The sequence below is a fragment of the Herbaspirillum sp. FG34 genome (assembly GCF_057809315.1).
In genome coordinates this window covers 1-13,982 of the sequence record NZ_JBMDJS010000034.1, presented here as the reverse complement: position 1 = coordinate 13,982, position 13,982 = coordinate 1, and the positions used below count along the sequence as shown (strand labels likewise).

General features: G+C 60.4%; 10 protein-coding genes. 8 read left to right on the top strand and 2 right to left on the bottom strand.

Annotated elements, in window-relative coordinates:
• Positions 1 to 30 precede the first annotated feature (30 nt).
• Complete coding sequence (locus ACODSZ_RS22695) at positions 31 to 1,212, bottom strand: acetyl-CoA acetyltransferase (protein WP_008331847.1); 1,182 nt, start codon at positions 1,210 to 1,212, stop codon at positions 31 to 33.
• A 764-nt stretch (positions 1,213 to 1,976) separates the two neighbouring features.
• On the opposite strand from ACODSZ_RS22695, the gene ACODSZ_RS22690 reads away from it, so the two are divergent.
• The 7 genes from ACODSZ_RS22690 to ACODSZ_RS22660 all read left to right on the top strand — a co-directional run bounded on the left by ACODSZ_RS22690 (position 1,977) and on the right by ACODSZ_RS22660 (position 11,675).
• Positions 1,977 to 3,011: a TRAP transporter substrate-binding protein gene (locus ACODSZ_RS22690; RefSeq protein ID WP_034350964.1), complete on the top strand. Its 1,035-nt coding sequence runs from the start codon at positions 1,977 to 1,979 to the stop codon at positions 3,009 to 3,011.
• A 103-nt stretch (positions 3,012 to 3,114) separates the two neighbouring features.
• Positions 3,115 to 4,998: a TRAP transporter large permease gene (locus tag ACODSZ_RS22685; protein ID WP_008331844.1), complete on the top strand. Its 1,884-nt coding sequence runs from the start codon at positions 3,115 to 3,117 to the stop codon at positions 4,996 to 4,998.
• A 109-nt stretch (positions 4,999 to 5,107) separates the two neighbouring features.
• A complete protein-coding gene (locus tag ACODSZ_RS22680) occupies positions 5,108 to 5,878 on the top strand; it encodes an SDR family NAD(P)-dependent oxidoreductase (RefSeq protein WP_008331842.1) in 771 nt (256 codons plus the stop codon).
• 10 nt (positions 5,879 to 5,888) lie between these two features.
• Positions 5,889 to 6,689 carry an SDR family NAD(P)-dependent oxidoreductase gene (locus ACODSZ_RS22675; protein WP_008331835.1) on the top strand — a complete coding sequence of 267 codons (801 nt, stop codon included), beginning with the start codon at positions 5,889 to 5,891 and terminating at the stop codon, positions 6,687 to 6,689.
• 324 nt (positions 6,690 to 7,013) lie between these two features.
• Positions 7,014 to 9,515, top strand: a complete 2,502-nt coding sequence (locus tag ACODSZ_RS22670) for a T6SS effector BTH_I2691 family protein (protein WP_488928588.1) — start codon at positions 7,014 to 7,016, stop codon at positions 9,513 to 9,515.
• 2 nt (positions 9,516 to 9,517) lie between these two features.
• Positions 9,518 to 10,600 carry a DUF6708 domain-containing protein gene (locus tag ACODSZ_RS22665; RefSeq protein WP_488928587.1) on the top strand — a complete coding sequence of 361 codons (1,083 nt, stop codon included), beginning with the start codon at positions 9,518 to 9,520 and terminating at the stop codon, positions 10,598 to 10,600.
• Positions 10,593 to 11,675 carry a DUF6708 domain-containing protein gene (locus ACODSZ_RS22660; RefSeq protein ID WP_488928586.1) on the top strand — a complete coding sequence of 361 codons (1,083 nt, stop codon included), beginning with the start codon at positions 10,593 to 10,595 and terminating at the stop codon, positions 11,673 to 11,675. Before ACODSZ_RS22665 ends, ACODSZ_RS22660 begins: the two co-directional genes overlap by 8 nt.
• Positions 11,676 to 11,684: 9 nt before the next feature.
• On the opposite strand, the gene ACODSZ_RS22655 is transcribed toward ACODSZ_RS22660, so the two are convergent.
• A complete protein-coding gene (locus ACODSZ_RS22655) occupies positions 11,685 to 12,599 on the bottom strand; it encodes a LysR family transcriptional regulator (RefSeq protein WP_175345144.1) in 915 nt (304 codons plus the stop codon).
• 190 nt (positions 12,600 to 12,789) lie between these two features.
• On the opposite strand from ACODSZ_RS22655, the gene ACODSZ_RS22650 reads away from it, so the two are divergent.
• Positions 12,790 to 13,923, top strand: coding sequence for a sigma-54-dependent Fis family transcriptional regulator (locus tag ACODSZ_RS22650; protein ID WP_175345143.1), 1,134 nt, complete (start codon positions 12,790 to 12,792; stop codon positions 13,921 to 13,923).
• Positions 13,924 to 13,982: the final 59 nt, after the last annotated feature.

Genomic DNA, 13,982 nt, shown 5'->3' with positions numbered 1-13,982 from the left:
GCACGCCGCGCCGGCGCATTACATGCGCTTTTAGTTCACACGCTCCAGAATGCTCACATAGTTGGCCACGGCCGCACCGCCCATGTTGAACACACCGGCATAGCGCGCATTGGCAATCTGCATGTCACCCGCATCATGGGACGCCTGCATGGCTGCCATCACGTGCATCGACACCCCGGTAGCGCCGACCGGATGGCCCTTGGACTTCAGCCCGCCCGAGGGATTGACCGGCAGCTTGCCATCCTTGGCGGTGATGCCTTCGGCAATCACGCGCGCGCCCTGGCCGTGCGGGGCCAGGCCCATGGCTTCGTATTCCAGCAACTCGGCCACGGTGAAGCAGTCGTGCGTTTCCACCAGCGACAGATCATTGAGGCTCAGGCTGGCCTCACCCAGCGCCTTCTTCCAGGCCAGCTCGGCGGCCTCGAAGCGGGTCGGGTCGCGACGCGACAGCGGCAGGAAATCATTGACATGCACCGCTGCCCGGAACTGCACGGCACGCGGCATGGACCTGGCCACATCGGCGGCGCTGATGACCAGGGCGGCGGCACCATCGGAAATGAGCGAGCAGTCGGTGCGCTTGAGCGGTCCGGCCACGAAGGGATTTTTCTCGGAGACCGTGCGGCAGAACTCGAAGCCGAAATCCTTGCGCATGTGGGCGTAGGGATTGACCATGCCGTTCTTGTGATTCTTGGCCGCGATCTGCGCCAGCGCGTCGGACTGGTCGCCGAAGCGGTCAAAGTAGCTCTGCGCGATCTTGCCGAAGACGCCCGCAAAACCGCCCGGGATGCCCGCTTCTTCCTTGGCGTAGCAGGCCTTGAGCAGCACCTCGCCCACCTGCGGTGTGGCCAGCTCGGTCATCTTCTCGAAGCCGATCACCAGCACGTGCTTCGATTGCCCGGCCTTGATCGCCTGCAGGCCCGAATGGATGGCCGCCGATCCGGTGGCGCAGGCATTCTCCAGGCGTGTGGCCGGCTTGAAGCGCAGTTGCGGCAGCGTGTTCATGACCAGCGAGGAAGGAAAGTCCTGGTACAGGAAACCGGCATTGAAGGTGCCGAAGTGGATCGAATCGATGTCTTCCGGTTGCAGTCCCGCGTGCTCGATGGCGGCCTTGGCGACCTGGCCGATCAGCACTTCCGGATCGATGCCGTCGAGCTTGCCGAATTGCGAATGGTTCCAGCCGGTGATGCAGGGTGAGGATGCAGAAACAGTCATGGGGTGTCCTTGTTTCCGTCTTGGACGGGGTCGATGGAGCAGGGGCGCTCCGTTGTTACACACAGGGGCAATATGCAAAATCGGTGCCACGCGCAGGACCGCTCGCCTCACCGCATGCAGCCGGTGTCGAGCATCCCTGGCCTGGGCATCGCACAACCGTTGCCGGCCAAACCGCTGCCATGCGCCGGCCTGCATCTTGCCCGTCTCCTGGGCGGTCCGGCGCAAAGCCGCGCCGGGTCTCGCTTTGTTGTTGATGTTGATGGGGGCTGAGGTGTCCGTCAGGCCCTCCCTCTCATTCCCGACATGCGGGAAAAACCGGAGCGGACAGGGCAGCCTCCACCGACCGCATGAAGATAGCACGTACTTTACGTTAACGTAAATCATTGCGCTGCAGCAGCGAGGCAGAAGCGTTTGTTGCCGGTGGGCAGCATGCACAGGTGTCGACGGTTGCGACACTGTAGCGACAGTCCTGCGACAGGTGTCGCAGCAAGGATGCGTACAAATAAATGTTGGCCAGCGTGATTGCGTGCTTGTACTGGGCCGCCCTTATCGCAGAGAATACAGGCGCAGTGCCGATGAGGAGGGAACACTGCCACGCCGCCGCGGGAGCATCGGGGGGCTTGGCATCCAACTTGCTCTATCGCTGCACAGGCAGTGTTGACCACCCGGCACAGGGAGCTGCACGCCCGATCTGGCGGCCCTGTGTGGTCGTGCCGGATTCAGCAATGTTCAAAATTACAAACAGACAAACAGGAGACAAGCAGATGGAACAATCCACTGGCAAGTTCACGCGCCGCCATTTTTTGAAGACCGCCTCGGTCGCTTCGGCGGCTGCCGCTACCGGCCTGGTATCGACGTCGGCCCATGCGGCCGAGTTCACCTTCAAGTACGCCAACAATCTGCCGGTCACTCACCCGATGAATGCGCGCGCCAAGGAAATGGCCGCCGCCATCGCGGAACAATCCAAGGGCCGCATCGAACTGCAGCTTTACCCCAACAACCAGCTGGGTACCGACACCGACATGCTCTCGCAGGTGCGTGCCGGTGCCATTGATTTCTTCACGCTCTCGCCGCTGATTCTGGGTACGCTGGTGCCTGCTGCGCAGATTTCCGGCATCGGTTTTGCCTTCAAGGATTACAGCCAGGTCTGGCCCGCCATGGATGGCGAACTGGGCGCACACGTACGCAAGCAGATCGAAGCCCGCTCCACGCTGTTCGCCTTCGAGAAGATCTGGGACAACGGCTATCGCCAGATCACCAACAGCACCAAGCCCATCAAGACCGCCGACGACCTCAAGGGCATGAAACTGCGGGTACCGCCGAGCCCGCTGTGGACCTCGATGTTCAAGGCCTTCGATGCGGCGCCGACCTCGATCAACTTCGCCGAAGTCTATTCGGCCCTGCAGACCAAGATCGTGGAAGGCCAGGAAAACCCCATGGCCATCATCTCCACCGCCAAGCTCTACGAAGTACAGAAGTACTGCTCCATCACCAACCACATGTGGGATGGTTTCTGGTTCCTGGGCAACAAGAAATCCTTCGAACGTCTGCCCAAGGATCTGCAGGAGATGATGGCGCGCGTCATCAACGAAGCCGGCATGAACCAGCGCGTCGACGTGCGCAAGCTCAATGATTCGCTGGTCGACGAAATGAAGGGCAAAGGCTTGGCCTTCAACAATGCCGATGCCGATTCCTTCCGCGCCAAGCTGCGCGCGGCCGGCTTCTATGCCGAGTGGAAGAAGAAGTTCGGCGACGAGCCCTGGGCCCTGCTGGAGAAGTACACCGGCAAGCTGGCCTGAACGGCCCGTTCGCCGGGGCTCGTGAAGGCATGAGCCCCGGTGCGATGGGGGCGGCATCGTCGATGCTGTCCCTGTCGCCCTGAATCCATTTCGCTGGAGCTTGATGATGGAAGCTGCAATGACTTACCGCGCCCCGGTCAACATGAACCCGGCAGCGCGCGCCCTGGTCGCATTCAATCGCATGGTGATGCACGTGGTCGGCGCGGTGGCGGCGGCCCTGGTGCTGGCCGAGACCGTGGTGCTGCTCACGGGCGTGATCTACCGCTATGCCCTGCATGATCCCCTGGTATGGTCCGATGAACTGGCCTCGATTCTCTTCATCTGGTTGTCGATGCTGGGCGCGGTGCTGGCGCTGGATCGCGGCGAGCACATGCGACTCACCGCCATCATCAACAAATGTTCCGAGAAGGGCCGCATCTGGCTGGAAACGGTGGCCGCGCTGGTGGTCTGCATCTTCGTGCTGATGGTGATCCATCCCGCCGTGGACCACGCGGTGGAACAGATGCCCATCACCACACCGGCCCTGGAAATTCCCGACGGCCTTCGTGCGGCAGCCTTGCCGGTTGGCGCCATCCTGATGCTGCTGGCGGCGGTCTCGCGCATGGCGGCCATGACCACGATGCGCCTGCTGCTGTCGGCGCTGGCCGTGGTGGCCGTGATCGGTGGCGCACTGTGGCTGGCCAAGCCCATGCTGCTGGGCATGGGCAATTACAACCTGATCGTGTTCTTCGTGTTGCTCATCGGTGTATGCGTGGCCGGCGGCATCCCCATTGCCTTTGCCTTCGGCACGGCCACCATGGCGTACCTGGCGCTGGCCACGACGGCACCGCTGATGATCGTGGTCAGCCGCATGGACGAAGGCATGTCCAGCCTGATCCTGTTGTCGGTGCCGCTGTTCGTGCTGCTCGGGTCGTTGCTGGAAATGTCGGGCCTGGCCAAGACCCTGATCGACTTCATGGCCGCGCTGCTGGGCCACGTGCGCGGCGGCCTGCAATACGTGCTGCTGGGCGCGATGTTTCTGGTCTCCGGCATTTCCGGTTCCAAGGCGGCGGACATGGCGGCCATTGCTCCGGCGCTGTTCCCCGAGATGAAGAAGCGCGGCTCCAAGCCGGAAGAACTGGTGGCGCTGCTCTCGTCCTCCGGCGCCATGACCGAGACCATTCCGCCCAGCCTGGTGTTGATCACCATCGGCGCGGTCTGCAGCGTATCGATCACGGCACTGTTCATCGGTGGCCTCATGCCGGCGGCCATCGCCACCATCGCCATCGCCGTGGTGTGCTGGATGCGTGCGCGCCGCGAGCCGATGCCGGATGTCAAGCGCGCCCCGGTCTCGCTCATCCTCAAGACCCTGATCACCGCGCTGCCGGCGCTGGCGCTGCCCATGTTGATCCGCGTGGCCGTCATCGAGGGGGTCGCCACGGCCACCGAAGTGGCCACCATCGGCGTGGCCTATACGGTAGTGGTCGGGCTGATCATGCACCTGTTCATGAAGCACCTGAACTTCAGGCGTCTCTATCCGATGCTGGTCGAGTCCGCCGCCTTGTCGGGTGCGATCCTGCTCATCATCGGCATGGCTACCGCGATGGCCTGGGCGCTCACGCAGTCGGGCTTCTCGGCCAAGTTGGTGGGTCTGATGCAGGGCGTGCCGGGAGGCGGGGTCGGGTTCCTCTTGATCACCATCGTCATCTTCATCGTGCTGGGCAGTTTGCTGGAAGGCATTCCCGCCATCGTGCTGTTCGGGCCGCTGCTGTTCCCGGTGGCACGTTCGCTGGGGGTGCATGACGTGCACTACGCGATGGTGGTGATCCTGTCCATGGGCATCGGCCTGTTCGCACCGCCCTTCGGTGTGGGCTTCTATGCCGCCTGCGCCATCGGCAAGGTGTCGCCGGACGGCGTCTTCAACCGGGTCTGGGGCTATCTGGCCGCGCTGGTGGTGGCGCTTCTGGTGGTGGCCTTCGTGCCCTGGATTTCCATCGGTTTCCTCTGATCCCCTCACCAGTCGTGCGAGCGATCGGGAAGCTTCCATGATTGACCTGCCCTAATTAAAAACGGCGGCCCCACCTCCTTGCGGGGCCGTCCCAATCCACGGAGACAATATGAATCGCAATGAGAGCGGCGCCCGCGTGGCGCTCGTGACGGGCGGAGCCATGGGCATCGGCGCCAGCATTTCGCAACAACTGGCGGCCAAAGGGCACATCGTCCTGGTCGCTGACATCAACCTGGAGGCGGCCACCCAGACCGCCGACGCACTGGTGGCCGCCGGCCATCGGGCGGCCCCGCTGCAAATGGATCTCGGCAGCCCCGAGTCGATTGCGCAGGCCTTCGCCCACATCGAGAAGGACTATGGACGCTGCGACGTGCTGGTCAACAATGCCGGCGTGGCACGCACCTATTCCTTCCTCGACTATCCGCTGGAGAACTGGTTGCAGACCATGAACGTCAACGTCACCGGCGTGCTGCTGGCAGGCCAGCAGGCCGCGCGTCTGATGCTCAGGCAAGGATGGGGACGCATCGTCAATATCTCGTCCATCTCGGGCATTCGTGCGGGCGCCGGGCGCACCGCCTATGGCACCTCCAAGGCCGCCGTCATCGGACTGACGCGCCAGATGGCCATCGAGCTGGCGCAATACGGCATCACCGTCAACAGCGTTGCGCCCGGTCCGGTCGATACGCCCATGACCCAGGCCATGCACTCGGAGCAGACGCGCCAGAGCTACTATCGCCTGGTCCCCATGCGCCGTTATGGCACCACCGATGAGATCGCCTCGGCCGTCTGTTATCTGGCCGCTGAAGAATCAGCCTATATCACCGGCCACGTGATACCGGTCGATGGGGGCTTCGTCGCCGGCGGCGTACTGGAAATCTGAGGGGACGTGCATGGACAAGCTCATGCAAGGCAAGGCCATCATCGTCACCGGCGCCGGTTCGGTCGGCGCGGGCTGGGGCAATGGCAAGGCTGCCGCCGTGCTGTATGCGCGCGAGGGCGGGCGGGTGCTGGCGGTGGACCGCAGCATCGAGGCCGCCATGCAGACGCAGGACATCATCCGCAGCGAGGGGGGCGTGTGTGAAGTGCTGGCCGCCGATGTCTCGCGCAGTGCTGATGTGAAGGCCATGGCGGAGGCGGCCATGGATCATTTCGGTCGGGTCGACGTGCTGCACAACAATGTGGGCATCGCCGAGGTGGGCGGCCCGGTGGAAACCAGTGAAGAGAGCTGGAACCGGCTGGTGGCGGTCAACCAGACCAGCCTGTTCCTGACGCACAAGCATGTGCTGCCGATCATGGAGCGGCAGGGCAAGGGGGCCATCGTCAATATCTCGTCGCTGGCGGCCTTGCGCTGGATCGGTTTTCCCTACCTGGGTTATACCGCGACCAAGGCGGCCATCCTCGCCTTCACCAAGAACGTGGCGATGCAGTATGCGCCCATGGGCATCCGCGCCAATTGCGTGCTGCCCGGCATGATGGATACGCCCATGATCCGCGAACCGCTCAAGGCCTCCTATGGCGGCGATGTCGAAGAGATGCGCGCCAGGCGCAATGCACAGTGTCCGATGGGCTTCATGGGGGATGCCTGGGATGTGGCGCATGCCGCGCTGTTCCTCGCTTCCGACAACGCGCGCTACATCACGGGGCTGGACATGATCGTCGATGGTGGCCTGTCGCTGCGCTGTGCGGGGTGAGCCGCCGGGTGCGACATTTGTTTGTTGACCACGGACAGGCGGGCGTGGAAGCCGACCTGCCGCGGTTTGATGCCCGGGCGTCCAAGAGCGTCCGGGTTTTTTTCTTCTGAGCATATTGGCCGACTGCGTGTGCTCAACATTAGGGCCTGTTCACATTAAATCTGCGCATCTCGCAAATTTAATGTGAACAGGCCCTAAATGCTTGGGATTTCTCGTAGTATTTCAACAGACGTGAGCATGTCGTCATGCAAACATCTGCGTTTTTCTTTTCAGCCTGTACTGGTCAAGTGCCGGAGGGACTGATGATTCAACAGGAACGCAGCGATGTTGACATGCAGTTATTGCGACAAAAAAGGCTTGCTGATCTATCCGGTCCGCTATGCCGTGGCCAGTCCGTATGGCGCGCAGGCTGTGCCTGCGATTTCCGGCAATTTCAGAATCGAAGGCGCGCCCCGGCAGATCGGCGAAGCACGTTATACCTTGCGGGCTTTAAGGCCCGGCTATCTCTATGCCTACGACGAGTGTCGCGCACGGCTCAAGGCCTACGTCGTGATGCCTACCGGGCATCTGTGGAATTTTCCGCTGGAATACAACCCTCCCCATCCGGGGCGCATACCCTTCTCCTGCGTGGACCCCGGAGAAATCGTACGGGCTTATTGCGTCGACATCGCCCATACGCCCCACGATCCTGCTACCCGGCTATGGATAGGCTGGTCCAATACGGCTTGGACCAAGGCTTTGCAAAAGAAAGTCAGCGAAACGGGCTGGCGCAGGAAGCACATGCAGTGCATCGATGTGGCGGCCATGCTGGCTGGTACGGCACCGCATGCGGGAGAGTTCAACGCCTGCAAGGAACAGGTGGCTCATTTTGCCGCTGATACGGGCGAGATGGCGCGGGCCTTTTCGTTCAGCAACACGCCGCCGGCAGAGGAGAACAAGCGTCACGCATGGGCTGGCAAGATGGCCGACATCATGGCCGCCCAGGCCCCGCATCACAAGGGTTACGTGGTCGCCATCAATGATCCGGTGGGCCTCGTCAATGACCTGAGCGAACTGTGCGTTCCGGGCCTTGCGGCCGGTTTCGATGAAAAGCTCTACCAGGCCAAGACCATCGCCGACCTGCTGGCGATGACCGAACAAGGGGTACGGCGTGAAGCACGCAAGGCTGTCGTGTTTGACGCCAAGGTGGCGCAGATGGCGGAGAACCATCCTGACGGCGATACTTATGGCAGCCTCAAGACTGTATGGCGCGTCGTCCAGGCTGGCGGCCCTGCAAGCTACGCCCGCAAGCAGAGCGAGAAGCGCAAGAAATATGGCGCTGATCAGGCAGCGCGCCAACAGGCGGCCGAAGATGAGGCCTGGCATGAATTGACCCATGATGATGGCAAGCCGACGCTGGACCAACAAAAGCTCAGAGCGTTTCCCGCCATCTATGACGCTGCATTGAAGGCATTCGAGCCCCGCTTTCTCAAGCTGGTGACAGCCCATGTCGCATGGCTCAAGAGCGAGCAACTGGCCAACTGGATGGAGGGCGTACATGATGTCAACGACATTCGCAGCGGTCACGCCTACAGCGAGTCGCTGGCGCAATGTATCGGCAAGGCGGTTGCGTCGCAAGCTTGTCAGGATCAGCTGGCGCTTTGGCTGTCCCGGAGCAGTCTCTCCGATCCGGCCAATCTGTATGGACGCGCGCTCCTCTACAACCAGGAAGACCTGATTGCAGCCACCGAGTCGCAACTCAAGGGCAGCGATATCCAGTTCGAAAATATCCTCAATCTCTACAAGGGGGCCGTAGCCCGGCTTGACGATACCCCGTACGCACCGCAGCTGATCGACCGCCTTGCACTGACGACGGCCAATGTGATCGGCAAGCGTCTCAATGACGCCAGCCGGGGCGTGGCGCATTCTCTGGCGATGATCCACGTGCATCTGCTGGCGGGAGTGACGATCAAGGCCAGCAACATGAGTGCTGCTGATGTGTCGCGCTGGGCGATTGAACAGGCTAAAGCCCAAGGCATCGAACTGAAGACGAATCGGCAGCAGACCAGGAGTGATGCCTATCACCAGGCCAAGGGAGCAGTCAGGAGTTCGGCAATGGGGCGGCGCATGATTGCCTATGAACTCGACATCGCCAGCTTGGAACGGGAGGGGCGCATCGCCGCAGGGAGCATCAAGGGTATCGCCATTCCCGATATCGCGCTGGCGCAGAAGTGGCTGGGATCCGCGGTGCCAGCCGAATTCAAGCTGGGGGTGGCGACCACGCTCGTGCAGATGCTGGCGTTGAACTTCGCGATGGATGATCTGGCCCACAATGACCAGTTCAATGAACGGGAGACCCAGGTCAAGGCAGCATTGGCGGCTGTCAGCCTGACTGCCACGCTTGTTGAAACGGTGGCGACCAGTGTTCAGAAATCCGTGGGGCATCCATCGGGAGCGTTTATTTATGGACAGTGGGCTATCGACAAGAAACTGGGAAAGATCATCCAGGGGGCCCGTCTGGCAGGTATGGGGGCAGGCATCCTGGCGGGCGCTTTCGATATTGCCGTTAGCGCTCGCGTGGCATTTGGAGAAAAAAAACAGCTACTTGGTTGGTTGTATCTAGCGAATGGAACGCTTTCTGCTGGAATTTCCATCGCAGCCTACAGCGCTATCGGTGGTATTTTCTGGCCATTTCTTGTTTCGTCTTTCTTGGTGTCGATAGCGATTGCGCTCGTAAACGACAGCGCGCTAAAAACTTGGATATCCCGTTGTGAATTTGGTCTCGGAGAAAAATACGGATCATTCGAAGGACAGTTGAAGGCATATCGTGACTCAGTGGAGGCCTAGACATGGACGAACGTATCTTTCAATTTAAAGCTGGTCGCCCCATTCCTGAATGGGATCTGAAGCATCGCTTATCCATCAACAATCCGGTTGGCCCCGAATGCAAGGACACGAGTACGATCTTCCGGATCAATTCAACGTTCATGGATGTAACAGACCAGCCGTTCAGAGAGCGACAGTGGCTTGCAGGAGGCGTCCTGGTCTCTTGTTTGGGAGTGGTCGGGGGAATGTGGAGCTACTACCTGACGAGGGTACTGTATCCAGATGCTGGTGGAATTTTGGGTGATCTATATTGCTTGGTCATCACGTTTCTGTTCGGCTACTTCGCTTTCCGGCATGGAAGAGACGAATTTTTTTCACTTAAGCGCCGTCCCATCCGTTTCAATCGCAAAGAGAAAAAAATCTACGCCATTCGGCGTCGTCGATTCTTTGCCAAGCCCGGCCAAGGCGATATCACATGGGAAGTCCCTTGGGATGAAAACGCCATATTCTGCATTCACCGCGGATATTCCAACCACAGGAATACCTATCACATCCGTCACTACGAAGTAGATGAAGAGGGTAACGTCGTCCGTGCATTTGCGATTGGTCGCAAATGGGAGCAGAAGGAAAATCTTCAGGGCCTGCTATCGCAATGGAATTATTGGTGTTGGTATATGAATCGAGGGCCGGAGGATTTGCCCAAGCCTCCCTTGTTTTTCTGCGAACGCGAAAGTGCTATGGAAAGCTTCCTTTTTTGTCTCTATGACTTCGGTGCCAGTGCCAGTGCCGCGTATCGTATTGCAATGATGCCCTTCATCTTGCTTCTGACCAGTCATCGCTTGATGGCACTTTGGACCTGTCGCGATCCGATCTGGCCTGCGGCTGTTGAAAAAGTCAGCGTTGTGCGGCCAGGTGATCCCTATGATGAGCCAAGCCGCTCGACTCCTGTGGGGTGGGGCGACACCCTGCTCGCCATAGAACGTAACGAGTATCCGTATGATCCCCAAAAAGAGGTGAACGAATGGCTGGGAGAAAAGGATCCCGCTGTCAACGCGTTGCTGTGGAGCGAGGATGCTCCGCCCAATTGGCGTATGAAACATGGATGAACGCGTATTTCGATACAAAGCCGGCAAGCCGATTCCCGAATGGGATTGGAAACATCGCTTACCTATTGATCAGCCAGTTGGGCCAGAGTGCCAAGACACCAGTACCATTTTTCGGATCAATTCTACCTATATGGATGTGACAGACCAGCCATTCAGAGACAGACAATGGCAATCAGGGGCGGTCCTTGCCGCTTGCTTTGGAGTCCTATCATTTTTATGGCTTGCCGCATTCATGCTGCTTCATCCACCTGAAGAATTCGTGATCACTCTAATTCTCCCTTGGCTTGTCGTTTTTCTCAGCGTCGGGTTGTTCTCCCATATCGCACTGAAGTTCGGGCACGATGAATTCTTTTCCTTAAGCAGAAAGCCCATCCGCTTCAACCGCAAAGAGAAAAAGATTTACGCCATCCGCCGCCGCCGTTTCTTTGCCAAGCCAGGCCAAGGTGACATCACATGGGAAGTCCCCTGGAACGAAAACGCCATCTTCTGCATTCACAGAGGATCGGCCAACCACAAGTACACCTATCACATCCGTCATTACGAAGTGGATGAAGACGGTAACGTTGTCCGTGCCTTTTCGATCGGCCGGAAATGGGAAGGGCAAGAATGCCTCGATGGCCTGCTGTCGCAGTGGAACTACTGGTGCTGGTACATGAATCACGGTCCGGAAGAGTTGCCCAAGCCACTGCTTTTCTTCAAGGAAAAAGAGGACATGCTGGAGAGTTTCCTGTTCTGCATGTATGACTTCGGGATGCGCGCCAGTCCGGCTTATCGGATAACGATGATGCCATTCATCCTGTTCATGACCTGCCTGCGCCTGATAGCCCTTTGGACTTGCCGCGATCCCGTCTGGCCAGACTATGTCAGCAGAGTCAGCGGTATCGAATCCGACGATCCCTACGACGAACCGCGCGGCAACACCCCCATAGGCTGGGCCGAGACCACGCACGCGATCAATCGCAAGGAATATCCCGACGGCGCAAAAAGCGCAATGGAACACTGGCGCGGCGAGCAGGACGCCACCTTGAATGCCTTGCAGTGGGCTGCAGATACGCCCCCCGTGGGCAGGCCCTGATCCATCGTCTTACGCGCCCGCACCCTGATTGACCGACTGCATTGCCTGCCACACCTCCACCGCCGTCTGTGCAAAGGTCCGTATGCAGGGATTGGTATTCTCGCGGTTCCAGATCACCGCCACCTCCACCGTCGGCGCACCGATGAGCGGCTTGAAGACCGTGGTGTCCAGGTGCATGGCCTGCATCGAGGTCGGTACCAGCGCCACCCCCAGCCCTTCGCCGACCAGGTTGACGATGGTCTGCTGCAGGTTGGTCTCCAGCACGATGCGCGGACGGAAGCCATGCAGCTGGCAATGCTGCCGGATCAGGTCATACACCACCGGCGCAATCGGGCGCGGAATGCTGATGAAGGCATCCTCGGCCAGCTCGGCGGCCGAGATCTCAGGCTTGTGCGCCAGGCGATGCCCACGCGGCAGCACCGCCAGCAAGGGTTCGGCGTAGATGGTGTGGCTGTCGAGCCGGCGGCAATCCTCGGGGCGATACATGATGCCCACATCGATTTTCTCATCCTCAATGTCAGTGGCCAGCAGGTTGGGCACGTATTCGCTCAGGCGCATGTCCACCTCCGGATAGGCCGCCGAATAATGGCGCGTCACCGCTGGCAGGATGTTGTAGGCCGAGGACATCATGAACCCCACCTTCAGCGCCCCGCTCATACCCGTGCTGGAAGAGGCCACGTTGCGCTTGGCCCGTTCCAGGGCCTTGAAAATTTCTGTGGTGTCGCGATAAAAATATTTGCCCGCCGCCGTCAGCTGGATGGCGCGTTTGCTGCGGTCGAACAATTGCGCTCCCAACTCCTTCTCCAGTGCCGCAATCTGCCGTGTCAGCGGCGGTTGCGAGATGTGCAGCAGTTCCGCCGCGCGGCCGAAATGCAGGGTTTCTGCTACGGTGCGGAAATAGGTAAGATGTCTCAATTCGATCATTTGATACCTTCAAGGTATTGATTCTGTCTGTACATTGTATTGGAAGTCATGAGTCGGACTGGCTATTCTTTGCCGCAGACGTGCCATTGCGACACGTTTCCGGGACCGCCCCAGGCAGGTTCCCGCGCATAAAGAACCGGTTCTGCGGATGCCGGCTCGATAAAAAAGCAGTCCAAGACAGGAGACCATCATGCCGACCACCCCGGTAGCGCAGCCCTTGCCTGATCGTGACGTTTGCTCCATCCCGGCTGGCACAGCCCATTCGACTTGCGCGCCTCATGCGCCGCGTTATCGCGACATCGATCAGCTCGCCGCTGGCGACGACCTGATGGGCGATCTGGTCGAACGCGGCAAGCGCCTCATCGATCGCGGCATCCCCGTGCTCATCCTGGGCGAGACCGGGACCGGCAAGGAATATCTCTCCCGTGCTCTGCATGACTACAGCGCACGCCGTCGCGCCAACTGGATCGCCGTCAATTGCGCCTCCATCCCCGAGAGCCTGGCCGAAAGCGAACTGTTCGGCTACTGCAAGGGCGCCTTCTCCGGTGCGCTGCCCGGCGGGATGAAGGGCAAGGTGCAACAGGCCGATGGCGGCACGCTCTTCCTCGATGAAATCGGCGACATGCCCTTTGCCCTGCAAACGCGCCTGCTACGCGTGCTCTCCGAACGCGAAGTGATGCCCCTGGGCGCACAACGCCCGGTGCCGGTGGACGTACAACTGATCTGCGCCACGCACCAGGACTTGAAAACCCTGATCGCCGATGGCCGCTTCCGGGAAGACCTGTATTACCGCGTTGCCGGTGGCGTATTGCGCCTGCCCGCCTTGCGCGAACGCAGCGACCGGCGTGCGCTGGTGATGCAGATGATGGCCGACGAGCTGGGCCGTCCGGTCCAGGACAGCATGATCGAGCCCGCCGTCCTGCAGCGTCTGCTGGCCTATCCGTGGCCGGGCAATCTGCGCCAGCTGCATGCCGTGATCCGTTACAGCTGCGCCGTCATGAACGAGGGACGCATCACCCTGCGCGACCTGCCGGAGGAGTTGATGCAGTTCCAGCCCGCCGGCCTGGCGCAGGTGTTGCCCCTGCATCGTCCGGCCTCGCGCATGGCATTGGAGGCGCCGGGGCAGGGCGGTGCTGCCGATCTCAGACGCGATGAGCGCACCCGCGTCATCGAAGCCCTCAACGGCAGCCGCTGGAACATCTCCGCAGCCTCACGCCAGTTGGGCATGTGCCGCGCCTCGCTGTATCGCAAGTTGCGGCAGCTGGATATCCCGCATGTCAGGGATCAGGCCATGCCTGCACACGCGGCCTATGCGGTCGCCTGAAATGCTAGGGCCTGTTCACATTCAATCTGTGAGATGCGTTGCCCCCAGAAGGCGTGGTG

Coding starts and splice junctions, on each gene's coding strand:
- ACODSZ_RS22655 (WP_175345144.1), bottom strand. CDS start 12,599: ATGATCGAATTGAGACATCTTACCTATTTCCGCACCGTAGCAGAAACC.
- ACODSZ_RS22660 (WP_488928586.1), top strand. CDS start 10,593: ATGGATGAACGCGTATTTCGATACAAAGCCGGCAAGCCGATTCCCGAA.
- ACODSZ_RS22670 (WP_488928588.1), top strand. CDS start 7,014: ATGTTGACATGCAGTTATTGCGACAAAAAAGGCTTGCTGATCTATCCG.
- ACODSZ_RS22680 (WP_008331842.1), top strand. CDS start 5,108: ATGAATCGCAATGAGAGCGGCGCCCGCGTGGCGCTCGTGACGGGCGGA.
- ACODSZ_RS22665 (WP_488928587.1), top strand. CDS start 9,518: ATGGACGAACGTATCTTTCAATTTAAAGCTGGTCGCCCCATTCCTGAA.
- ACODSZ_RS22685 (WP_008331844.1), top strand. CDS start 3,115: ATGATGGAAGCTGCAATGACTTACCGCGCCCCGGTCAACATGAACCCG.
- ACODSZ_RS22650 (WP_175345143.1), top strand. CDS start 12,790: ATGCCGACCACCCCGGTAGCGCAGCCCTTGCCTGATCGTGACGTTTGC.
- ACODSZ_RS22690 (WP_034350964.1), top strand. CDS start 1,977: ATGGAACAATCCACTGGCAAGTTCACGCGCCGCCATTTTTTGAAGACC.
- ACODSZ_RS22675 (WP_008331835.1), top strand. CDS start 5,889: ATGGACAAGCTCATGCAAGGCAAGGCCATCATCGTCACCGGCGCCGGT.
- ACODSZ_RS22695 (WP_008331847.1), bottom strand. CDS start 1,212: ATGACTGTTTCTGCATCCTCACCCTGCATCACCGGCTGGAACCATTCG.